The organism is Thiothrix caldifontis, from assembly GCF_900107695.1.
In the GTDB taxonomy this organism is placed as follows: domain Bacteria; phylum Pseudomonadota; class Gammaproteobacteria; order Thiotrichales; family Thiotrichaceae; genus Thiothrix; species Thiothrix caldifontis.
This window is the reverse complement of sequence record NZ_FNQP01000027.1, coordinates 13,521-35,469: the sequence shown is the minus strand read 5'-3', so window position 1 is coordinate 35,469 and position 21,949 is coordinate 13,521. Positions and strand designations below refer to the sequence as shown.

Here is a 21,949-nt window from a genome sequence, read left to right as displayed (position 1 = left end):
CTAAGCTTAAATATTATACAGATTACTCTGTTTGCGAGGGAACCATGAGAATACCTAACAATAAAGGTATGCGGTGTATATTTGCGTCTAATTTATTACAACGTGTTATTCTTAATGGCTTTTTACCCGTTATCCTGCTCTTAAGTAGTGTCAATGCGTATCCGGGAAGCAGTGCCTTGGAAAGCCATGCTTATGCAACACGCCAACCGTTGTCAGTATTGCCTTACATTAGTTCACTAGCAGTGATTCGCTTACAAGATTTAAACGATGCCAGCAGTATTACGTTAGCTGCACAAGCCGCCGTTGCTGCTACGGCATTGATGCCACAAGGTCAACGTGCCTTGCTGAATGTTGATTTGGACTTTTTGTCCTTGGCTCAAGCGCTGATAACCGCAACAGATGAGGCTGGAAAACCCATACAGGGAATAACGACCGCAGGTGCTTTACTGCCAGATCACGGCATTTGGTTAGAGCAAGGTGTGGCTGCGGCACGTCAACGGGTGTTGGCGTTTTTTCAAGCGTATCAGCAACATCAAGGTCAGCTTGACCGGGTTGCGTTGGAATACACCGGTTTGGGTTTAAGTGCCGCCGAGCTGAAAGCGACGGGTGAGGCGTCGGGTGATTTAATGGCATACCTTGCTGCTATTGAAACCGATCCACGTTTTGCAACAGAGAATTTGGCAGCGCAACTGGGGTTTAGTCATTTAAGCTCAATGTATGCTGGCGATGCGCAAGCCGCTAGTTATCAAACCCGCTGGAATGCCGTGATGAAACAGCGAGTGGCAGCGTACTTATACCAAGCATTTTATCAGCCATTAGCAACAGTATTTCCGCAAGCACAAGTCGCTGCACGTGATTATTATCGCCAAACAACAGATTTTGCCGTAACAGGCAGCGCATTTCAGGATACCGCAGGGGCGCTAGCAGGTAATGCCCAAGGGCGTAATCTGACGGGTATTTTGCCCGATACCGGTTTACAGATTGATGGTGTAGCCTACCCAGCAACAGCTTTTAATGCTTTTCGCTATGAAATTAATCGTGTGCGCAGTATGGCATTGTCTGCACCTGAGCCTATTTTCCCGACATTAAGTCCACCGAACCCAGCAACACCTAGCGGCATGACAGCCTTGTTGGCAGGGAGTGATTTGTATCAGGAAATGGTGATTCATGCAGTCCTGACAGGAGCCAGACAGTTCGTTTACCGGAATACCCAAGCAACGGCTGAACAAGAAATTTCACTCAATAATACGTTAAATGAAGTCGATGCGCTGCTGGGTAAAATGCCAGTAGTATCTACAGTGGATAACTTATCGGTATGGAAACAACCGTTTGTGCTAACTTCGGCGCGGGGGGCTAACGGTACGGTATGGCGGTTTAGCCCGCAGTTGGATGCTTCTACACCACTGACGAATACCATTCTTCAGCAACAGCCCGCAGTCTTTGCCGTGGCTGGTTTGCAAGTGACTGTGCCAGCCGCGCAAGTGCATAGCGTGAATAATCCGGCATCAGGACAGGGTGTGTGGTTAACCGAAAGCGAAAATCCGCAGGTGGTCAGTTGCCCTCAACCTTTGGCGGTTGGGCGCGAATGCGTTGCGTATTACGCAGGTGATGCGCTTGCTGCCCCTGCCACTTTATTGGTAGAAAAAACAGCTCCAGCCGTTGATGCTGCGGGTGCTGCAACCGTATTGTTTGCACGTGACTGGAAATCGGGTGGGGCAGATGCCGCCACCGGACGTGATCAGTTTACGGTGCAATATAACGCCAATATGGATTTTCCGTCGGGGCTTTATCAGTTTGCGATCAAGGCTGATGACCAAGTGCGGCTTTGGGTTGATGATCAATTGTTGTTGGATGGTAACGTGGGTGAAACCACTGCTGCACGTGATTTGAGTGCCGATGTGGCGTTATCCGGTTTACATACTTTGAAACTGGAATACACCGATCTGGCGGATGAAGCTGTTTTGGAGTTGAGAATGCAACGTCTCAGTAGTGCAGCAGACGATTGTTCCACCGTACCGAGTGGCAAATTCTGTGGACAGTTTTTTGCAAACCGTGACTTGAGTGGTACATCGGCGGCAATTGCGTCTACAGCGGCAATTGCATTTGACTGGGGTAATGGTAAGCCGTTGCCGAGTTTACCTGCTGATAACTTCTCCTCCCGTTGGGTTGGTGATTTTCAATTTGCAGCCGGGAATTACACCTTCACCACGACCGCTGATGATGGTGTGCGGGTATGGGTTGACGATGAGCTACTGGTGGATGCATGGAAAGATCAAGCACCCACGACTTATGTGAAAAGCAAAACCCTGAGCGCGGGTAAGCATCGCGTCAAAATGGAATATTACGAGCGCGGTGGCGGTGCAGTAGCGAAGTTGAATTGGGAAAAAACGCAAAGCTGCGACACTATTCCTACCGGGCAATTCTGTGCGGAATACTACAACAACGTCGATTTCGTGGGGAATCCGGCGAAAATCCAAAATGAAACTGCGATTAATTACGAGTGGAAAGATGGCTCACCGGCTGAAGGGGTTAATGCTGATCGTTTTGCGGTACGGTGGCAGGGTGATTTTGAGCTGGCAGGTGATTATCGCTTTCTTGCCAAAGTCGATGACCGGATGCGGGTATGGGTCGGCGATGACTTGATCATTGACTTGTGGGAAAGCAATGACGCGAAAGAACATTTCCATGATGTGTCTTTGCCTGCTGGGAAACATCGCATCAAAGTAGAAATGCGTGAGTACGGTGGTTGGGCGCGTGCCATGATGTCGTGGGAGCAACGCGCCGATTGTGAAGGCGCACCTGACAATGCTTTTTGTGGCGCATTTTATGCTGGTGATGCGTTAGCGGGTGACGTACTGCGGACTCAAAAAGTGGATGCATTGAATGTTAACTGGGGTACTGAGCGCGTGATGCACGGCGTGCCCGCTGATATGTTCTCGGCACGCTGGTTGGGTAAATTTGATTTCCCTACTTCCGGCTATTACCGTTTCAATACTGAGATGGATGATGGGGTAAAAGTGTGGGTCGGCGATCAACTGGTGATTGACCAGTGGAGTTCCGATTGGCGTTGGTCGGGTAAGGCGCAATCCGCACCGTTTATTGAAGCGGGTAAACACACGGTCAAAGTTGAATACCGTGAGCGTTACGGCGCGGCTTTCCTTAACTTGGGTTGGCAGTTAGTCGATGGTTGTGGCACAACCCCGGAAAATGCATTTTGTCTGTCTTACTTCAATAATCAGGAATTGACTGGGATTCCGGCACAAGTGCTGAAAACCCCGGCTACGATTGATTACGCTTGGGGCGATGCGCAACAACCTGAACCGATGGTGTGGAAAGATACATTCTCCGCCCGTTGGGTCGGTAAAGTGAATTTTGAAGATGCCACTTACCGTTTCGCTACGGATGTGGATGATGGTGTGCGGATTTGGGTCGATGGTGACGAGTTACCGTTGAATGCGTGGAATCGGGTTTGGCCTAATTACGGTAAATACCAACTGCTCAAAAAAATGTCGCCCGGTTTACACGATCTGAAAATCGAATACCGCGAAGGCTGGGGTGCGGCTGCGGCGAAGGTAACGTGGGAAAAAGCCCCCGATTGCAGCACTGTCCCGGATGGTCAATTCTGTGCAGCCTTCTTTAATGGCATTGGGTTGCAAGGTGCGCCGTTGGATACGCGCATGGATCAGGCTATTAATTTTGACTGGAAGTATGAAAGTCCTACGCCTGCTGTTCCACGCGATAACTTCTCAACACGTTGGGTCGGTAATTTCACTTTTGCAGAAGGCGAATACACCTTTACTGCTCGTACTGATGATGGTTTCCGCCTGTGGGTTGGTGGCAAACCTTTAATTGACTCGTGGAAACCACAAGGGCCGACCACTTATACCAAGCGCGTTTTTCTGACAGAAGGTGCGCATGAGGTTAAAGTCGAATACTACGAAAGTGGCGGCGGTGCGGTAGCGCAATTGGCATGGCAAATTGATCTGTCTGGGCAACCGCAAGCACCGGTCAATTTAAAAGCCAGTCAAGTGACGCAAACAGCGGCTACTTTGGATTGGACAGCGCAGGAGTTAGCCAGCTTTTACCGCGTGTATCGTGATGGTGAATTAGTCGCAACAGTTACTACACCCACGTTTACCGATACCGATGTGACGGTTACCCAAAGCTATGCCTATCGCGTGACCGCGTTGTGGGCGAGTGGGCGTGAATCATTGCCAAGTACTTTGAACGTTACCATCCCGGATACGCAAGCACCGACCCAGCCCGCGAACTTGAGAGCGCAGGCGGTAACGGGTGATTCGATCCAGTTGGTGTGGCAAGCAGCCAGCGACAATGTGGCAGTGGCACGTTACCGGGTATTGCATGATGGGGCACAAGTGGCAGAAACCACTACGCCAAGCTTCACCGATAACGGTTTGAGTAGCTTTAGCCGCTATGCGTATAACGTGTTGGCGTTGGATGCTGCAGGCAATGTTTCCCTGATGTCGAATCCATTGACCGCGTATACCAGCGATGGTACGCCGCCTTCTGTGCCACAGGCGTTACAGGCGTTTGCGGATAAAGGGCAAGTGACCTTAAGTTGGCAAGCGGCTACCGATAATGTGGGTGTTGCGGCTTACCGGATTTTACGTGATGGGCAGGAAATTGGCACAAGTACCGCAGCACGTTTTGGTGATACCAGCGTACAGCAAAATACTACTTACCGTTATCAGGTAGTAGCAGTCGACAGTGCGGGTAATCGTTCGGAGTCGAGTGCGGCGGTTAGTTTACTCAGTGGTGATTCCACCGCGCCGAGTGCCCCGGCAAATATGAGCGCGAATGCGGATGCCACACGCTTGCAAGTGGCACTGCGTTGGGATGCGGCAAACGATAACGTGGGTGTGGCTCAATACCGCGTATTGCGTAACGGACGTTTATTGGCGGTCAGTAAATTAGCTACTTACACCGATACGGATGTACAGCTTGGCAACACCTATCGTTACAGCGTGACGGCGGAAGATGCGGCTGGGAATGCCTCCATCGCCAGCAATGCCGTGGAAACCAGCTTATCCGCCATTTGCGAATCGACTCAACTGTATTACCAGCAACAAGTGGAAACCCATGTTGGTAACTGTGCCAGTTGTCACGTTGCTGGCGGTATGGCGCAAAACAGTCGCTTGATTTTCAGTACGGGCGACAATGCCAGCGCACGTAATCTCAATGCGTTGAATGCCATTACCCAAACCGTAGGCAAAACCACGGTATTGCAAAAAGCCAGCGGACAAGTTGCGCACGGCGGTGGTGCGGTATTGCCTGTAGGGTCAGACGCATTGCAGGTGTTCACTACTTTGCTGGATAAATTAGCTGATCCACAGCAGTGTGATGCCGTCAATACCAGTACCGGCGTGGCTGTTTTGGTGGAATCAATGGCAGCAAACTGTGCATCCTGCCACGGTACGAACGGTGTCAGTCATGGCCCCGCGACACCGGGTCTGGCGGGAATGGATAGCCACTATTTCAGTAAATTGATGCGTGATTACCAAACAGGCAATCGTGCTTCTACCGTTATGGGGCGGATCGCGAAAGGCTACAGTGCGCAAGAAATTGACCAACTGGCAACGTTTTTTGCGGCGCAAACCTTCAAGGTGACTGAGCAAACCACCGATGCAGTCCAAGTGGCACGTGGGCAGGGCTTACATCAGCAATATTGCGCGAGTTGCCACACGGCGAATGGGCGTGATGACAGTTTGACGGGGGTGCGTTTAGCAGGGCAGTGGCAGCCTTATTTGGAGCGTACCCTGCAAGATTACGCCACCAAACGCAGCCACGCACCCACCGGTATGGCAAATCAGCTAAGCGCGTTGCTAGCGCGTGAAGATGGGGAAGCGTTGAATGCATTAGCAGCATTTTATGCGAGTTCCCCAGCGGATAGCCAAGCTCCCGATGCTCCTGAGTATGTGGAGGTAGCTGCATACACGCCAACCGGTGTGACCTTAACTTGGATGGATGCTTCCGATGAATGGGGTGTGTCTTACTACGAAATTTACCGCGATGGCGTGTTGATTGGGCGCAGCCGTTACAACAGCTTTACGGATACCGGCTTAGCGCAAGGCAGTTACCGTTACACCATCGTGGCTGTGGATGCCTCTGGCAACCGTTCGGTGGTGAGTAATGAAGTGGTGGCGAGTGTATCCAGCGAAACCGCAACACCGAATGGGGTGCAATTGCTGGATTACCCGGAAACCTTGCGTAAGGCAGCGGTGCTATTGCTGAATCGTACCCCGACAGCAGCAGAATTGGCGGCAGTGACTTCTGAGGAAACCTTCCGTAGTACGCTTCGTACTATGTTGGATGCGGCTGGGGCATTGAATCCATTTGTGTACCGCGCCGGGCATGAGGTGTTCTTGAGCAATGGTGCGGCACGGGTTAATAGCGGCAATGGCGGCATCCAAACGATGGACTTCCCCGCATTAGCGACGCTTACGACTGAAGAAATGAACATTGTCAGCGATACAATTCGTAAAGAGCCGGTGTTCCTGATGCAGTACATTGTGGGCAGTGACCGTCCTTGGACAGAAGTGCTGACAGCGGATTACACCGTTTTGAACCCCATGTTGTCGAAAGCCTTGGGTGCGCAACCCTTGGAAGCGTTTACGAATGTGACCGATCAAAACGAATTGCGCCCCGCCCGTATTCCGCAAGTATCGGCGCGTTTTGCGGATAAACCATTCCCGCACGCTGGGGTGTTGACGACGAATGCGTGGTTGTCGCGTTTCCCCACCACGGATACTAACCGTAACCGTCACCGTGCCTCTAAGGTTTACAAGCAATTTTTGGGTCTGAACATTGAAGCTTTGGCGCAACGCCCATTGAATGACAGCGGCAATGGTAATTTCCGGGTGCCAACCATGGAAAATCCGAACTGCATGGTTTGCCATACAGTAATGGATCCGGTGGCGGGTGCATTTAAGGAGTGGGGTAATAATGCCCGTTATCTGCAAAATTTTGATGGTACTCAAGGCGATAAAGATTCCTTGGCGTGGGCTTACAAATCTTCTTCTTATCCGCTGAGCCATTTGGGGCAGGCGTGGTATCAAAAAGGTGATTTGTGGTATCGGGATATGCTGATGCCGGGATTAGATGGCAAAGCCATGCCGGGAGGCTTCACAGGTTTCGGCAGTGAAACGTGGGTGGATAGCGTTAACTTGTTGGTTAACCCATCAGCAGAATCCGGGGTATCGGGCTGGACAACTGTAACAGGTAAAGCAGAAGCCAGTAATAAAGCCGGGTGTTCACGCATTACTCGTGACCCCCAGTCTGGGCAGGCATTGTTCCACCTTGGTGTGTGTAATCAAGACACGGCTGAAACCTTGCTGCAACAAACCATAGACATTACTAGCCATGCCAGTGTAGTCGATGCGGGTAAAGCCGCAGTCAACTACGGTGCTTACATGAGTACTAAAGGCAGCGGTGATATTCCTTCCGTTTGGGTAACGTTTGTCGGCGCGGATGATCAGGTCTTGGGTGAAAGCCGCATTTTGTTAGAAACGATTGGCTGGAAATGGGGCAATCAAAAAGCCGAACAGGCTGTGCCGGTGGGAACCCGTCACTTGCGCTTTAATCTGCGTGGGGTGCGTTCACCGAATACTTGGGCGGATAAATTCCTTGATGTGTATGCTGATGATGTATTCCTTACCCTGAAAACACCGGCCAGTAACGTGGCAGCGGCGGAAGGTTTGCAAGACAGCCTGCAATGGTTGGGTAAGCATTTGGTTGCGGATCAACGCTTTGCCAAAGGCGGGGTGCATTTCTGGTATCGCACACTGTTCAAACGTGAACCGTTGACTGCGCCAGTGGATCCGGCAGTGGCAGGTTACGCGCAACAAATGGCGGCATTTAACGAGCAAGATGCGCAGCTCACTACTTTGGCTGAACAATTCCGCCAAGACAGTGGTCACGGTATCTGGAACGTTAAAGACTTGCTGATCAATATGGTGGCTAGTCCCTTGTTCCGTGCGGAATCGGGTTACTTGGATGCAACAGCTAAACAGGCGATACCGGATTTGGGCGTTGCGCGTTTGCTAACCCCAGAGGAAATCAACGGCAAACTCAAAGCGTTGTTAGGTGCTGAATGGTCGCCGTTCCGCCCTGAACGTGCGTGGGGTGACCGCATGGGCTTGTTTTACGGTGGTTTTGACGGTGGTAGTTTGCAGCCAACGCCTAATACGGAAATGAACACATTAATGAGTAAAATTCCTGAACGGATGGCGATTGAACTCAGTTGTAATGCCGTTTACAACGATTTCCGCAGCACTGCGTCTGAGCGTAAATTGTTCCGTTTAGTCGAGGCTACCGACACACCAAGCCTAGAAGAGTTGGGCGATAGTCAAGCCAATATGTTGCTGAATCCGGGTGCGGAACAAGGCATGGCAAGCTGGGTGATTGAGCAAGGTACAGCACGTATTCTCTCTGGTGCTGCAGGCTGTGATGGCGGGCCGTCGATCCGTAGCGGGCAAGCAATTTTCAACCCTGGTAGCATTTGCAAAACCCCGACACCATTGGGGCGGATGTATCAGGATGTCGACGTTACCGCATGGGCGACCACGATTGATGCGGGTCAAGGCCGTGCTGTCTTCGGTGCAGCTTTACGGGGCTGGTCAACTAATAACGATGAAGCCAGCATTTCCCTCAGCTTCCGTGATGCCAGTGGCGTTGAAATTGGCACATCCGCTGTTTTGAGCAGTGCGCGTGACCGGTGGGAAAACTTCTCCACCTCGACCAATGTGCCAGCTAATACCCGCCTGATTCGTTTCGTGATGCAAGGGCGGAATTTGGGTGCAGCCAACAGCAATACCGACGCTTTTGTGGACGACACTTATCTGCGCGTCGTGGCTAATGGCAGCGATTACATGGCGGCTGGAGAAAAACGCATCCGCAGCAATATTCAATTCCTGCATAAGCATTTGCTGAATGAAGATTTGCTTTTGGACGATGCGGAAATCGACCGTACTTACCGCCTGTTTAGTGAGGTTCAAGCCGATGCCATGGGTGTTGGCACGAGTGCTTGCCGCCTTTACAGCGATTGGGAAGACCCGCAACGCACCAAACGCGCGTGGAGCATCGTCATGATGTACCTGTTGACCGATGCACGTTTCTTGTACGAATAAGGTGAGTGAGGAGAGTCAGGCATGAACAGACGCAACTTTTTAAAGACGCTGGGTGCTGTCGGGTTTGCTACCTCACTGCCGTGGGTGAGCAACCGTGTACAGGCGGCGAATTTGCATACCGGGAAAATCCTGTTAACCCTGAACCTTGGTGGGGGATGGGATCACAGCTCGTTTTCCGACCCGCGTAATAACCCGCTGGTGAATCGCTGGGCAAGCACGCAGGTGGCAGGTGAAGCGGGTAATTTACGCTATGCACCCATGGCGGAAAACGCGGCATTTTTTAATAAATACCAGCGTTACATGTTGGTGGTGAATGGCATTGACATTCAAACTAACGGACATGAGGCAGCGGAACGCAATCGTAATACCGGCAATTTGATGCAAGGTTATCCGTCCTTGAACGAGTTGTACGCTGCGGTGGCAGCACCGACCGTACCTATGCCGTTTGTGCGTGATGGCGGTTTTGCGGAAACCGCCGGGATCATGCCATTCACGGTATTGCCGGATGAAACCTTGCTGCGCACCTTGGCAAATCCTAACTACTACGATGCGACGCGCAGTTATTACGCGAATTCGCACGTCAGTACCCTACAGCGTTTTCGCGACGAACGTTTGCAAGCGCAAGTAAGCCAGCCCAATAACCTCCCGCGTTGGCAGGAAAAGCTGGATGAACTGCAACGCGCTCGCGCGGGTACGGGCGATATGAATGTGTTGGGAACGGTATTATCCGGCACGCTTGACCGTAACGATTTACAAGGGCAGGCGCGTAATGGCATTCAAAACCTGCACCTGTTTTTGACGCTGGCAGCAGCGGGTATGACCGCAACCGGGTGTTTCAGTACAGGGGGCTTTGATACGCACGGCAACCACGACACTAACCATGCGAATGCGTTGATCAATACCACACGCTTGCTGGATTATTTGTGGACAAAGGCTGAAGGCATGGGTCTAGCGGATCGTTTGGTAGTGCATGTCACTTCTGATGTGGGGCGCACTCCTAGTTACAACGCCGGTAACGGTAAAGACCACTGGTCATTGGGCAGTGACATTATCATGGCGAAAAACGCACCTTGGGCAAATCGTATTGTTGGTATTAGTGGTGCAACTCATGAAAAACGGGCGATTAACCCGAACACCCTGCAATTGAGTGAATCCGGGGTGCAATTGCAACCGCGTCACGTGCAGGCAGAGTTGCGCAAACTCCTCGGCATCGACACCCACGCTCTTGCGCAACGCTACGACCTGAAAGCCGAAAGCATGGCATTATTCAACCCCGCAGTATCCAGCGGCATCACGGTTTAGGAGTACACACCATGACAAACGTAAACCGTCGACAGTTTTTGAAAGCCCTGAGTGCGGGTGGCTTGGTTTTGCTATCTGGCATTTCGACCCGTAGCTGGGGTGCAAATGCTAATGTGGTGATTATCGGTGGCGGTACTGCTGGTGCAACGGCTGCCAAGTACCTGAAACTCGCCGACCCCAGTATTAACATTACCCTGATCGAAAAAAATGCTCACTACTACACCTGTTACATGAGTAACGAAGTATTGGGCGGTGGGCGCACTTTAGACTCCCTGAAATTCGGTTATGCAGGCTTGGAAAAACGCGGTATTACCGTGGTGCAAGCCGAAGTCACCGCCATTGATGCAGTGGCTAAATCCGTGCAAACCACTGCTGGCAATTTCCCCTATGATCGCTGCATTGTCGCACCGGGGATCGACTACCGTTACGAAACCATTGAAAATTACAGCGCGGATGTGGCACAACAGATTCCGCACGCATGGAAAGCAGGTGAGCAAACCACCTTGCTGCGTTCCCAGCTTGAAGCCATGCCTAACGGCGGCACATTCGTAATGGTTGCACCACCCAACCCTTACCGTTGCCCGCCTGCGCCGTATGAACGCGCCAGCCAAGTTGCCAGTTATTTCAAAAAGCACAAGCCTAACAGCAAAGTGTTGATTCTTGATCCGAAAACCAGCTTTACCAAGCAATCCCTGTTTGAAGAGGGCTGGATGCAATTGTACGGTTATGGTAACAACGACAGCATGATTGAGTGGGCTTCGGGTGGAAGCAATGCCGTAGTGAGCCTAGATACTGCCACGAAAACCGTCACAACAGCGGGTGGTGAGAGAATTGCAGCCAATGTCCTGAACATTATTCCGGCGCAAAAAGCGGGTGCGTTAGCGTTTAGTGCTGGATTAACCGATAGCAGTGGCTGGTGTCCGGTCGCCGTTGCTAGCTTTGAGTCCACCTTGCATGACAATATTCACGTCATTGGTGATGCGTGCATTGCTAATCCGTTGCCCAAGTCAGGTTTCGCCGCGAATTCGGAAGCCAAAGCCTGCGCTTTAGCCGTGGCAGCGTTATTGAACGGGCGCGAACCGGGCAGAACCTCGTTTTCCAACGGTTGTTACAGTTTAGTGGGCGACGATTACGCGATTTCCGTGGTTGGCATTTACCGGCTATCAGCCGATGGCAAAATGATTGAAGCTGTACCAAATTCCGGCGGCACATCACCCTTGGCAGCGGCAGAAGAAGAGCGTTTAATCGACGTGCAATACGCTTACAGTTGGTACAACAACTTTACGCAGGATGTGTTCTTTTAGTGCTTAGCCATCACGTCTGAAATTGTTCTAGTGAATACAGGCTTATTTGCAGGCAGTAGATAGTCACATTATATTCCTTATTAAATTACTCAACTATTAAGTGAGGGAGTGAGGAGTGTTATGTTCAAACTATCACGACTAGCCAAAGCCAAGGCTGCTGAGCAATACGCTGACCCGCTGGAAGCCCAGCGAGCGTGGTTGCGTGGTGAAATCATCAACGCCCTCCGCCAAGTGTATGACCCAGAAATTCCGGTGAATATTTACGATCTTGGGCTGATCTACGCTCTGACGCTGGATGACAATAATAACGTGCATATCAAGATGACCCTTACTAGCCCCGGTTGCCCTGTGGCAGGCAGTTTGCCGGGGCAGGTGGAAGCAGCAGCACGTTCCCCTATTGAGGTCAATGATGTGACGGTAGAACTGGTGTGGTCACCACCGTGGAATCAATCGCGCATGAGTGAAGCTGCCCGTTTGCAACTGGATATGTTTTAAGGGAAGGTAGACAGCATGACCCCTGAACTGGATACCATCGCCAGCGATTTTGAGTTTTTGGAAAACTGGGAACAGCGTTACCAATATTTAATCGAGTTAGGCGAAGCTTTAGAACCGATGCCTGATGCGGAAAAAACCGATGACAATCGGGTGAAAGCTTGCATGAGCAAGGTATGGGTTTATGCGTTTCCCGACCCACAACATCCCAGCAAACTGGTGTTTCATGGCGATTGTGACACGGCTATTATCAAGGGTGTCGTGGCATTACTGGTCAATCTGTTTTCACACAAATCCCCATCACACAGCGTCGACTTGGATGTGGATGCTTTGTTTGATCGAATCCGGCTGGCAGAAAATCTCAGCCCGACACGGCATGTGGGGATTTATGCGATTGTCGAAAAAATGCGGGCGCAAGCGCAGGCGTTTATACCTTCCTGACGAATTCGGATTTCAGACTCATTGCCCCAATACCGTCGATTTTACAATCAATATCATGGTCACCATCGACCAAACGAATATTTTTGACTTTGGTACCGACTTTCACCACTAAAGAAGAACCTTTTAGTTTCAAGTCTTTGATTACCGTGACGGTATCGCCGTCCTGCAATACATTGCCGTTGGAATCCTTAATAATGCGCTCACCATCGCCTTCCGTGGAGGCGGCAACTTGTGGCCACTCGTGGGCGCATTCCGGGCAGACGAACATAGTGCCATCTTCGTAGGTATATTCAGAACCGCATTGGGGGCAGGCAGGTAAACTCATGGGTTTTCCTCAACTAAAAAGGCACGAGTCTAGCATAATCTTACGGTACATGAGCCGCAAACAACCCACCCACATCCACCCGCGCCCGCAATTTCGCCGCCAGTAAATACAAGCCGCCCAGTTTGCGATGCAAAAATAACGCATCAGCAGGTGGGGTATGCCAGTAATCTTTTTCCATGCTCAACGCCATGCCTGCATCACGAATTCGGCTTGCCAAATTCGATGATCCAAAGTCATACACGCCGTACCAGCGCAACGGCTCACATGCTTGCTCAAACAAATCCAGCACCGCAGCCCGCTGCTCCGGTTTGATGAACGCTTGGAAGAAACCGATTTGCGCCGCACCTGCATCCATCAGGGCGCGGTCGCGTTGCACCGCGCCTTGCATCACTTGTCGATAACCTTCGGCAATGCATTCGGGGTATGCGCGGGTTGCGCCAAAGTCCAGCAAAATCAATTGCTGCGCTTCGCGGTCATAACGGTAATTGGCAAAATTCGGGTCAGTTTGCACCAGCCGGAAGCTGAAGATTTCGCGGAACAACAAGCCGAGTAGCAGGTGCATTACGTGGTCACGCTCTGCTTGCGGCGCGTTCGCCAGCGATTCAATCGGAACACCGCCAACGTGGGTCATCGCCAGAATATTCGTGGTCGTGAAGTCGTCATGTACGGTGGGCAGTGCAAATTCAGGGCTATCCGCTAACAGCGTTTGGTAACGGCGGATGTGGGCTGCTTCCTGACAATAATCCGCTTCTTGGTGTAATTGCTGCTTGGCTTCTTCCAACAGTGGTTGGTAGTCGATACTTTTGGGGATCAGCCCGGAAATGCGTAGCAACGCGGCAACATTATCCACGTCACTGCTAATGCTTTCACGTACACCGGGGTATTGGATTTTCAGCGCTAAATGCCGCCCGTCTTTAGTATGCCCTGAATGCACTTGCCCGATGGAAGCCGCCGCTAAGGGTTGGAAAGAAAATTGTTGGAAGCGGGTGTTCCAGCCTTTGCCCCACTGCTCATCCAGCACTTTTGCCAATTGGCTCAAAGGCATGGGTTTGGCATCGGAGCGCAGCCGCGAGAGGATGTCGGTGAGTTCGGCGGGCAACATATCGCCTGCGTCCATTGACAGCAGTTGCCCGACTTTCATCGCTGCCCCACGCAGCCGTGATAATTCGTCGGCAACACGCTTGGCATTCGCGGGGGTAAGCAGCAAGTCGCTGACTTTGGGGCGATTGCCTTGGGCGAGTTGCCGCGCACCTTCGGCGATCATACCGCCTGCAACGCCCGTGGCGAGTGAACCGAGTCGAGCCATGCGAGCTAAACGCCCTGAAGGAACGCTGGCATTGTGTTTTTCGTCAATAGTCGTCATGGCAGTTTCATCAGTTCGAGGTGTTCGGGGTTGATGCATAAGCGGTTACCACACGTTTGGCGTACTAGGGATTTCGGTGGGATTTCCCCGAAAAACGCAATGTAGCTGGCATCGTCTGCACCGACTGTGCGCGGCATTCCGTCGTCTTGGATCATAATACGCCCGCGCCCGCTATTGGAAATTTGCCCCTGCCATTCCCAGCATTGCGTGGTGGTGTTAACGGTGCTGAGGGATTTGAGTTGGGCTTGCAGTTTGGCTCGGTACATGGGGAGTTCCTGTCACAAAGTTTAGGGCGCGAATGGCAAACCCATGAAGTCGAAAAGTTGCCCCGAATCGCTCAATTGGCGGGTTTGCATAGGGCTGACGGTGTTCAGGGTGAACGAACGTAGCAGGTGATCCGCGTACAGATTGAGCCATGTTTTTTCGGGCTGAGTATCGTTGTCGTGTAACCAGCCAGTAGCAATAAAAACCCAATCAATCTCGGCGTTGTCCGGCAAGCTTTGCAACGCGGTAATCATGCTGGCTTCGTCGGTGAGATCGAAGCTAATGTCTTGTGTTGCAATGCTCAATGGCAACAATGTTTCGGTGTGACGCGCCAAACGAATCAGGTGGATGTCGGGAAATTGCACCGCCAATTGCTGGCAAAATCTTCTAGGCTAATGGGGTCAAGGGTTGAAATGCGCATGGTTGAACTCCTCCTAATGGTTGTACCCTGAGTGTCGTGATTCTCGACAAGACCTGCAATTAATCCTGCTTTATATCGGGTAATTGTACAAGAGTGTGACAATGCTATGCCCTGATACTCACTGCTTGCGCCCTAATTGCGTTGCGTTCCGTTGCGGATAGTTTGCGCAAATTACTCACCATAAACCCCATGCGCGGGTGTGCGGCAAAACGCGCTTCGTGCCGATCGAGAAAATCCCAAAATAGCGTGGTGAACGGGCAGGCATCTGCACCCACGGCTTTGGCGGAGTTAAAGCGGCAATGTTGGCAATAATTGCTCATTTTTTGGATGTATTTGCCGCTGGCAATGTACGGTTTGGAAGCCATGCGCCCGCCATCCGCGTACTGGCTCATGCCCAGTGTATTGGGCAATTCCACCCATTCGACCGCATCGACGTATACCGCCAGATACCATTCGTGTACCTGCATTGGTTTCACGCCGTAGAGTTGCGCAAACAATCCTGTGACCATTAGCCGTTGAATGTGGTGCGCGTAACCGTGTTGCAAGGTTTGCCCGATGGCTTGCCGCAGGCAATTCATTTCAGTGTTGCCCGTCCAGTAAAACGCGGGCAAATCGTGTTGTGCGTCGAGCGCGTTCCACTCGTACCAGTCGGGCATGTGCTGCCAATACAAGCCGTGCACGTATTCACGCCAGCCGAGAATTTGGCGGATGAAACCTTCAACAGTGGCTAAGGGGGCGCGGTGTTGCCAATAACGTTCTTCGGCTTTGCGGATAACCTCCAGCGGATTCAGCAATTTGAGGTTGAGGCTGCTGGCAAGCAGGGAATGGTTGAGGAAGGGCTGATGTTGCCACATGGCATCTTGAAAATCGCCGAATTGGGGCAGTGCTTCATCGAGAAAACGGGTAAGCGCTTGTTGCGCTTGTACGGGCGTGACCGACCATTGCAGGCTATCGAGTGTGCCGGGGTGATCGGGAAAACGTGCATTCACCAGCCGAATGACTTCTTGGGTAATATTATCAGTGGCAAAATTGGGGGGCGCTGGCACGGCAGTCGGACCGGATTTGGGAAAGGATTTGCGGTTGTCGCTGTCGTAATTCCAGTTGCCGCCGATGGGCTGCTTGCCGTCTTCGAGTAGAATATTGTAGCGTTTGCGCAGTTCTCGATACCAATATTCCATGCGCAATTGCTTGCGTTCGCCTGCCCAGCGACGGAATTCGCCGGGAGTTGACAGGAAGTGGGTGTCGCTGAGCAGTTTCAGCGGGGTATTGTAGTGTTTGCAGGTGGCGACAATTTCCAGCAAGACGCGGTAATCACCGGGGCGTACCAGCCAGACTTCGGCGGGAGAAGTGGTTTGCAACGTTTGTGCCAATGCTTCGCCTAAACTGGCGGCGTGGTGCTGGTCAAGTTTGAGGTAGTGTAGCGGGTATTGTTTGACGGTGAGTTCGGCAGCGAAGTGGCGCATGGCTGCAAGAAACAGCGCGATGCGTTGCTTGTGTGACCAGACGTGCGTGGCTTCTTGGGTAACTTCTGCCATCCACAGGCAATCGTGTTGCGGGTCGAAGTCTTTGAATAGCGGTGAGGCGCGGTCGAGTTGGTCGCCGAGAATTAGGCACAATTTACGCATGAGTCGCGCCTGTGTCACGGCTGCGGCGGCAGCGTTCGGAACAGTATTTCACCTCATCCCAGTATTTTTCCCATTTTTTGCGCCATGCGAACGGGCGTTGGCAGATGGGGCAGGTTTTGTGGGGTAGGGTGGGTTTGTGGTGTGCCATGTACGTTGTTGAATCCTTAAACCGCAATGTTACTGCTGATTATCAGTAATGTATAAGTCTGGTGCTATTATCGGGAGAGTTTATAAGGTATTTTTCAAATGAAGTTATACAAAACTGCTTTCAATGACGCTGACTTGAGCCGCATCGTGGAAATGGCATGGGAAGACCGTACCCCGTTTGAAGCCATTAACACGCTTTACGGCTTGAACGAAACGGCGGTGATTGATTTGATGCGCCAACAGATGCAGCCGTCCAGTTTTCGGATGTGGCGTAAACGCATGGCGGGGCGCACCACCAAACATTTGGGCAAACGTGGTTTTCTGGTCGGGCGATTCGTCTGTCCATCACAGCGTACCCGCTAGGAATGAGATCGTGAAACAGAAAAATCCGAATCCGCAAGGCAAAGGGCTAGTGCCGGTGTTGGCGGCGCTGGGCAATGCCAGCAGACGGCTGATTTGTTTACATCGATGTTTGTGCTGGAAAGTCGCTTCAGTTTCAAACCCGTGCGCGGGCGCAAGTATTGGTTGTATCGCTACGGTGAACGTTTTCAGCTTTCGCCAGTGTTCCCGCAACAATGGAGTGTGCCGACGTTTGATCAGGTGATCGGGTGCTGTGAATTGCATGATGATTTGGCGTGGACGTTGGAATTGAGTGAAGAAACTGCACGCGATGCCGTGTTTCTGGCTTATATTCGTACCCGGCGTGAAACCTTGGAGCAGGTGTTGCAAGCGAGTCCGACGCTGGAAGCGGCATTGCCCGTCTATGTGGCATCGCTGCCTTTTTACCAGCGGGTGTTTGCGTCGGCGTTGGCGAATTCGTTGGGGCGGTCTATGCAGTTGGCTGGCATTGCGCAGTTGAATTATCAGCAGGCAGTGTATGATAGCGAGTATGGTAGACAGATTTCACTCATCAGGAGCATCAGTAATGGATAAGATGGATTCGCTCAATGTACTCGGTACAGAACTCGAAGTATGCAGCACACAACCGAATACGGGTTTTTTCCGCGACGGGTCTTGCAATACCAGCAAGCAAGACGTGGGTTCACACACGCTTTGTGCGGTGATGACACGCGATTTTCTGGAATACAGCCGTGAACAGGGTAATGACTTGATAACCCCGCAACCACAATACGGTTTCCCCGGACTGAAGCCCGGCGATCGCTGGTGTTTGTGTGCGCGTCGCTGGCTGGAGGCATTTGAGGCTGGGAAAGCCCCTAGATTGGTGGTTCGCGCCACCCATCAGGCGTGTTTGCAGGTATTGTCGTTGGATGATTTGAAGCAGCACGCGATTGATTTGTCATGATGAAATCTAAATCTACGAAACCCGTTTTTTGCCCGTGAGTGGCAATCGCCAGTACGCAAATACACGATATCCCATTTCCATGACAGGCACTAAAAACGGCAGGCGTTCGAGGAGTGCCGCCATGCGTCGATAGTAAGGCAGTTGTTTCCACACTTGGATAAAACCGCGCACCCCGGTTTGCATTTGCTGGTCTGCGCCGATGACGTGAATGCGTTCCATCGCTTGTTTGTAGGTAATCCCCGCCGCAGCCAAGGCTTCCGATTCTTGGGTGATGTCGATCCACTGAATATTGCCCGCTGTATCCAGCTTTTTCATGCCGTTGATTTCGAGGTTGCAGATGGGGCATTCGCCGTCGTGGAAGCAGGTTACTTTCGGGGTGGTCATGTGTGGATTCCTTAGAATGTGGGGTAATGGCTTAAACATAAGCCTTTCCTAATGTGTTTCAAGAAACCTTGGTGTTGTTTGGGTTGAATAAAGGGGATTTGTATGGCTGATCATCTGCCAAAAATGCCGGTGGTTTTCATTGGTCACGGCGCACCGACGCTGGTGTTGAGCGATAACCGTTATACCCGCGCATGGCGACAATTAGCGCAAAGTTTACCGCGCCCACAAGCAATCATGGTGGTTTCTGCGCATTGGCTGACACGCGGTAAAACGCTGGTAACAGCGATGCCGCAACCGCGCACGCTTCACGATTTTGGGCGTATGGATGCGCGATTGTTCCAGATGCAATACCTCGCACCCGGCGCACCAGCCTTGGCGAAACGGATTGCGCAACAGGTTAGCCATACGCGCATTGCGTTGGATGAGAGCTGGGGGTTGGATCATGGCGCATGGTGTCCTTTGGCGATGATGTACCCACAGGCGGATATTCCGGTGATTCAGTTGAGCATGAATGCGGATCAGCCACCCGCTGCTCATTACGCCTTGGCGCAGCAACTGGCTTTTTTACGTACTGAAGGGGTGTTGGTGCTGTGTAGCGGCAACATTGTGCATAACTTACGGCGTATGGTCTTGCCGGAAGATCATGCGTTTGATTGGGCGCAACGCTTTGATCAGGCAGTGTGCGCTGGTATTAACAGCGCGATGCATCAGCCGTTACTGGATTATGTCGGGTTTGGGGAGGATGCGCGGCTTGCTGTACCGACCAGTGAACATTATTTGCCGCTCTTGTATGCGTTGGCACTCAAGGACGCAGGAGATCGAGTTCGTTATCCGGTGGAGGGATTTGCTTACGGCTCGATTTCGATGCGTTCGGTATTGATTGGTTGAAGCGTGCTGTTGTGGTGTTCTTAAACCGCAGTATTCCTGCTGATTATCAGTAATGTACAATATTGGTGCTAGTATCGTTACACTTTACAAGGAGTTTTTTATGAAGTTGTACAGAAAATTATCTTACGCATGGCTACTGGGTTTGGCACTGTTGTTGTCCGGCTGTGTCGGCATTCCAGACGGCATAACGCCAGTGACAGGTTTCCAAGTCGAGTGATGGATAAGGCGAAAAGCCTTGGTTTTGCCACTGACAAACTGATTTTTGTGAAGCAGGAATAACGCCGTACACAGGCTACAATCCTGTATACGTCCAACAAGCCAGAAAAGGAGATTCTCATGTACCCTAAACGTTCTTTGCCCAAAGTGATGTGGTGGTTAGGTTACGGCGGCTTAGTGCCGTTTTTTGCCCTGACGGTGGCGTTATTGCTGGGGTCTGGTTTGCCGCTGTTGGAAAATGTGCGGCTGGATTGGTGGCTGGCAGCGTATGCGGCGATTATCCTGAGCTTCCTCGGTGCGGTGCATTGGGGTGTGGCGTTGGGGATGCAGGATACGCTGGATGAGCGTGACTTGGGCAAGTTGTTGCTGTTTAGTGTTGTGCCCAGTGTACTGGCGTGGTTTTCTTTGTTGTTGCCGATTAAATGGGCGTTGTTCGTGTTGGCTGGGTTGGTGGCGTTGGCTTATATCGTGGACTCGCTGCTGCTGTTTAAGCATTTGTCGGCAGATTACGGGAAAATGCGTCTGCATTTGACGGTGATTGTGGTGCTGTTATTGGTGGCAGCGGGAGTGGCAGTGTGATGAAAGCGCAGTCTGTCGCGTGGCTGGTGGGGGCAAGTTCGGGTATCGGGCAGGCGCTGGCGTTCCAGTTGGCACAAGCCGGTTGGCAGGTGGCGATTAGCGCCCGGCGACTGGAGCCGTTAAGGGCGATGCAAGCGCAAAACCCAGCCTTGCACCCCTATACGCTGGATGTGACCAATGTGTCGAGCCTGCATGAAGCGGCAGCGGCGATTACCCGCGAGTTGGGCGAAATCGACTTGTGCGTGCTGAATGCGGGGGATTATACGCCGATGCCCTTGGCGGATTTCAATATTGGGTTGTTCCGCAAGCTGTGTGACATCAATTATCTGGGGGTGGTGAACGGGCTGGATGCCATCTTGCCGTTGATGTTGGCACGAGGACGGGGGCAAGTTTTGTTAACGGCGAGTATTGCGGGGTATCGCGGTTTACCAAAATCTGCCCCTTACAGTGCCAGCAAGGCGGCGGTGATCAGCTTGGCGGAATCGTTGCACCTGGAGTTGAAAGCTAAGGGTGTGTTACTGCGGGTGGTTAACCCTGGTTTTGTGCGTTCGCCGCTGACCGATAAAAACGATTTCAAAATGCCGTTTCTGATGGAGGCCGAAGATGCGGCACAAGCAATTATGCGCGATTTGCCGCGTCAAAATTTCGAGATTGTTTTTCCTAAGCGCTTTGCTTATTTGATGAAACTGTTGCGTATTTTGCCGTATTGGTTGTATTTCAAACTGACTAAGGGAGCAGCATGATGGAGCACGTGAACCGTTATTTGCAGACCTTTACGACCTTGCAAGCGGATGGGTTGGAACAATTGGCGGGGATTTTTGCGGCAGATGCGCGGTTTAAAGACCCGTTTAATGATGTGCGTGGGGTGGTGTCGATTACACGGGTGTTTGCACATATGTTTGCTACCACCCAGCATTCACGTTTTACGATTGTGGATCATGCCTTAACCGAAAAAACGTTATTTATTCGTTGGGATTACCGTTTTCAGACCTTGAAAGGGGAGAGGTGGGAAATCCCCGGTACGAGTGTGGTGCATTTTAATGATGAAGGCTTGGCGGTGGAGCATGTGGATTATTGGGATCCGGCGGAGCATGTGTATAGCAAGTTACCAGTGTTGGGGTGGGTGATGCGCTGGTTGCGGGGGAGGTTGATGGCTAATTAAAAGGTTAACCATGCTGGTAAAACTTTTGCAGCATGGTGGTTGGTTGATGGGGTTTCACAATGACTTCAGTAAATCACTCCGCAAACGCTGCGCAATCGGCTGTTTCTCAGCCAGCCAAATCCCAAAGTACGCGCTGGCAAATTCCGCCGACTTCACCTTGGTCAATGTCTTGCCATTCAGCAATAATGTGGTGGTTTGCTGCTTTGCGTCGTAACACATCTGGTACACATCACCGGGTTTTACGTCTTGGTACGCACGATGCAATTGCTCAAGCTGTGGTTTTAATTGCTGTAAGGTCGCTGCATCATGTTGGCGTTTCAGGATCGTATCCGCCGCCAAGGCAAACTTATCTGCCGTCAAATCCAGCGCATAATCCAGCTTTAAACAGCGTGATACGTTGGCATCCAACACTGTGTCACGGCTGGCATTGCTACTGACCGACAGTTGCGCATCGTACACTTTGATCACTTTCAGGTAAAACGCCTCGCCTTGCCCCACAGGTTTTAAGCCTACCGGAACATTTGCCGACCCCATGCCGGGTGTTAGCAGCAGTGCCGCCAGCAATATTGTGCGTAATGTGACCATCA

Annotated in this window: 20 protein-coding genes; 12 read left to right on the top strand and 8 right to left on the bottom strand. The window is 51.7% G+C overall.

What is annotated here, in order from left to right; genetic code table 11:
- Nucleotides 1-44 precede the first annotated feature (44 nt).
- The 5 genes from BLV87_RS16125 to BLV87_RS16105 all read left to right on the top strand — a co-directional run bounded on the left by BLV87_RS16125 (nt 45) and on the right by BLV87_RS16105 (nt 12,685).
- Nucleotides 45-9,146: a PA14 domain-containing protein gene (locus tag BLV87_RS16125; RefSeq protein ID WP_093070323.1), complete on the top strand. Its 9,102-nt coding sequence runs from the start codon at nt 45-47 to the stop codon at nt 9,144-9,146.
- Between the two features lie 21 nt (nt 9,147-9,167).
- The gene (locus tag BLV87_RS16120) at nt 9,168-10,448 is read left to right on the top strand and encodes a DUF1501 domain-containing protein (protein ID WP_093070321.1); all 1,281 of its coding nucleotides are present in this window, start codon (nt 9,168-9,170) and stop codon (nt 10,446-10,448) included.
- Nucleotides 10,449-10,459: 11 nt separating this feature from the next.
- Entirely contained in the window at nt 10,460-11,752 is a 1,293-nt protein-coding gene (locus BLV87_RS16115; protein ID WP_093070319.1) for an NAD(P)/FAD-dependent oxidoreductase, read from the top strand.
- A 120-nt stretch (nt 11,753-11,872) separates the two neighbouring features.
- The gene (locus BLV87_RS16110; protein WP_093070318.1) at nt 11,873-12,247 is read left to right on the top strand and encodes a DUF59 domain-containing protein; all 375 of its coding nucleotides are present in this window, start codon (nt 11,873-11,875) and stop codon (nt 12,245-12,247) included.
- Between the two features lie 15 nt (nt 12,248-12,262).
- Nucleotides 12,263-12,685, top strand: coding sequence for a SufE family protein (locus tag BLV87_RS16105; RefSeq protein WP_093070316.1), 423 nt, complete (start codon nt 12,263-12,265; stop codon nt 12,683-12,685).
- Here BLV87_RS16105 and BLV87_RS16100 read toward each other — a convergent pair.
- The 6 genes from BLV87_RS16100 to BLV87_RS16075 form a co-directional block, all read right to left on the bottom strand.
- Nucleotides 12,672-13,010, bottom strand: coding sequence for a zinc ribbon domain-containing protein YjdM (locus BLV87_RS16100; protein ID WP_093070314.1), 339 nt, complete (start codon nt 13,008-13,010; stop codon nt 12,672-12,674). The two genes, BLV87_RS16105 and BLV87_RS16100, sit on opposite strands and share 14 nt — an antisense overlap.
- 40 nt (nt 13,011-13,050) lie before the next feature.
- Nucleotides 13,051-14,373 carry an ABC1 kinase family protein gene (locus BLV87_RS16095; RefSeq protein WP_175517988.1) on the bottom strand — a complete coding sequence of 441 codons (1,323 nt, stop codon included), beginning with the start codon at nt 14,371-14,373 and terminating at the stop codon, nt 13,051-13,053.
- Complete coding sequence (locus BLV87_RS16090; protein ID WP_093070312.1) at nt 14,370-14,639, bottom strand: HNH endonuclease family protein; 270 nt, start codon at nt 14,637-14,639, stop codon at nt 14,370-14,372. The genes BLV87_RS16095 and BLV87_RS16090 overlap by 4 nt, the downstream gene beginning before the upstream one ends.
- 21 nt (nt 14,640-14,660) lie before the next feature.
- Nucleotides 14,661-15,002, bottom strand: a complete 342-nt coding sequence (locus BLV87_RS16085) for a Rossmann-fold NAD(P)-binding domain-containing protein (protein WP_093070310.1) — start codon at nt 15,000-15,002, stop codon at nt 14,661-14,663.
- Between the two features lie 160 nt (nt 15,003-15,162).
- Complete coding sequence (locus tag BLV87_RS16080) at nt 15,163-16,683, bottom strand: cryptochrome/photolyase family protein (RefSeq protein WP_093070308.1); 1,521 nt, start codon at nt 16,681-16,683, stop codon at nt 15,163-15,165.
- Nucleotides 16,676-16,831, bottom strand: a complete 156-nt coding sequence (locus BLV87_RS16075; RefSeq protein WP_093070307.1) for a DUF2256 domain-containing protein — start codon at nt 16,829-16,831, stop codon at nt 16,676-16,678. The genes BLV87_RS16080 and BLV87_RS16075 overlap by 8 nt, the downstream gene beginning before the upstream one ends.
- Nucleotides 16,832-16,929: 98 nt before the next feature.
- Between BLV87_RS16075 and BLV87_RS16070 the strand changes: the two genes are divergently transcribed.
- The 3 genes from BLV87_RS16070 (at nt 16,930) to BLV87_RS16060 (ending at nt 18,133) form a co-directional block, all read left to right on the top strand.
- A complete protein-coding gene (locus tag BLV87_RS16070; protein WP_093070305.1) occupies nt 16,930-17,193 on the top strand; it encodes a TIGR03643 family protein in 264 nt (87 codons plus the stop codon).
- A gap of 93 nt (nt 17,194-17,286) precedes the next feature.
- Nucleotides 17,287-17,763, top strand: a complete 477-nt coding sequence (locus tag BLV87_RS16065; RefSeq protein ID WP_093070303.1) for a hypothetical protein — start codon at nt 17,287-17,289, stop codon at nt 17,761-17,763.
- Nucleotides 17,756-18,133, top strand: coding sequence for a DUF2237 family protein (locus tag BLV87_RS16060; protein WP_093070301.1), 378 nt, complete (start codon nt 17,756-17,758; stop codon nt 18,131-18,133). Before BLV87_RS16065 ends, BLV87_RS16060 begins: the two co-directional genes overlap by 8 nt.
- A 12-nt stretch (nt 18,134-18,145) precedes the next feature.
- Here BLV87_RS16060 and BLV87_RS16055 read toward each other — a convergent pair whose 3' ends face one another.
- On the bottom strand, nt 18,146-18,517 hold the full coding sequence (locus tag BLV87_RS16055) for a thiol-disulfide oxidoreductase DCC family protein (RefSeq protein ID WP_175517986.1): 372 nt from the start codon (nt 18,515-18,517) through the stop codon (nt 18,146-18,148).
- Nucleotides 18,518-18,619: 102 nt separating this feature from the next.
- On the opposite strand from BLV87_RS16055, the gene ygiD reads away from it, so the two are divergent.
- The 4 genes from ygiD to BLV87_RS16035 all read left to right on the top strand — a co-directional run bounded on the left by ygiD (nt 18,620) and on the right by BLV87_RS16035 (nt 21,362).
- Nucleotides 18,620-19,405: a 4,5-DOPA-extradiol-dioxygenase gene (gene ygiD / locus BLV87_RS16050; protein ID WP_093070298.1), complete on the top strand. Its 786-nt coding sequence runs from the start codon at nt 18,620-18,622 to the stop codon at nt 19,403-19,405.
- A 336-nt stretch (nt 19,406-19,741) separates the two neighbouring features.
- On the top strand, nt 19,742-20,200 hold the full coding sequence (locus BLV87_RS16045) for a DUF3429 domain-containing protein (RefSeq protein WP_245707059.1): 459 nt from the start codon (nt 19,742-19,744) through the stop codon (nt 20,198-20,200).
- The gene (locus BLV87_RS16040; RefSeq protein WP_093070297.1) at nt 20,200-20,943 is read left to right on the top strand and encodes an SDR family NAD(P)-dependent oxidoreductase; all 744 of its coding nucleotides are present in this window, start codon (nt 20,200-20,202) and stop codon (nt 20,941-20,943) included. The genes BLV87_RS16045 and BLV87_RS16040 overlap by 1 nt, the downstream gene beginning before the upstream one ends.
- On the top strand, nt 20,940-21,362 hold the full coding sequence (locus BLV87_RS16035) for a nuclear transport factor 2 family protein (protein WP_093070295.1): 423 nt from the start codon (nt 20,940-20,942) through the stop codon (nt 21,360-21,362). The genes BLV87_RS16040 and BLV87_RS16035 overlap by 4 nt, the downstream gene beginning before the upstream one ends.
- Nucleotides 21,363-21,416: 54 nt before the next feature.
- Here the strand turns inward: BLV87_RS16035 and BLV87_RS16030 are convergent, their stop codons facing one another.
- Nucleotides 21,417-21,947, bottom strand: coding sequence for a chalcone isomerase family protein (locus BLV87_RS16030; RefSeq protein ID WP_175517984.1), 531 nt, complete (start codon nt 21,945-21,947; stop codon nt 21,417-21,419).
- Between the last annotated feature and the right edge of the window lie 2 nt (nt 21,948-21,949).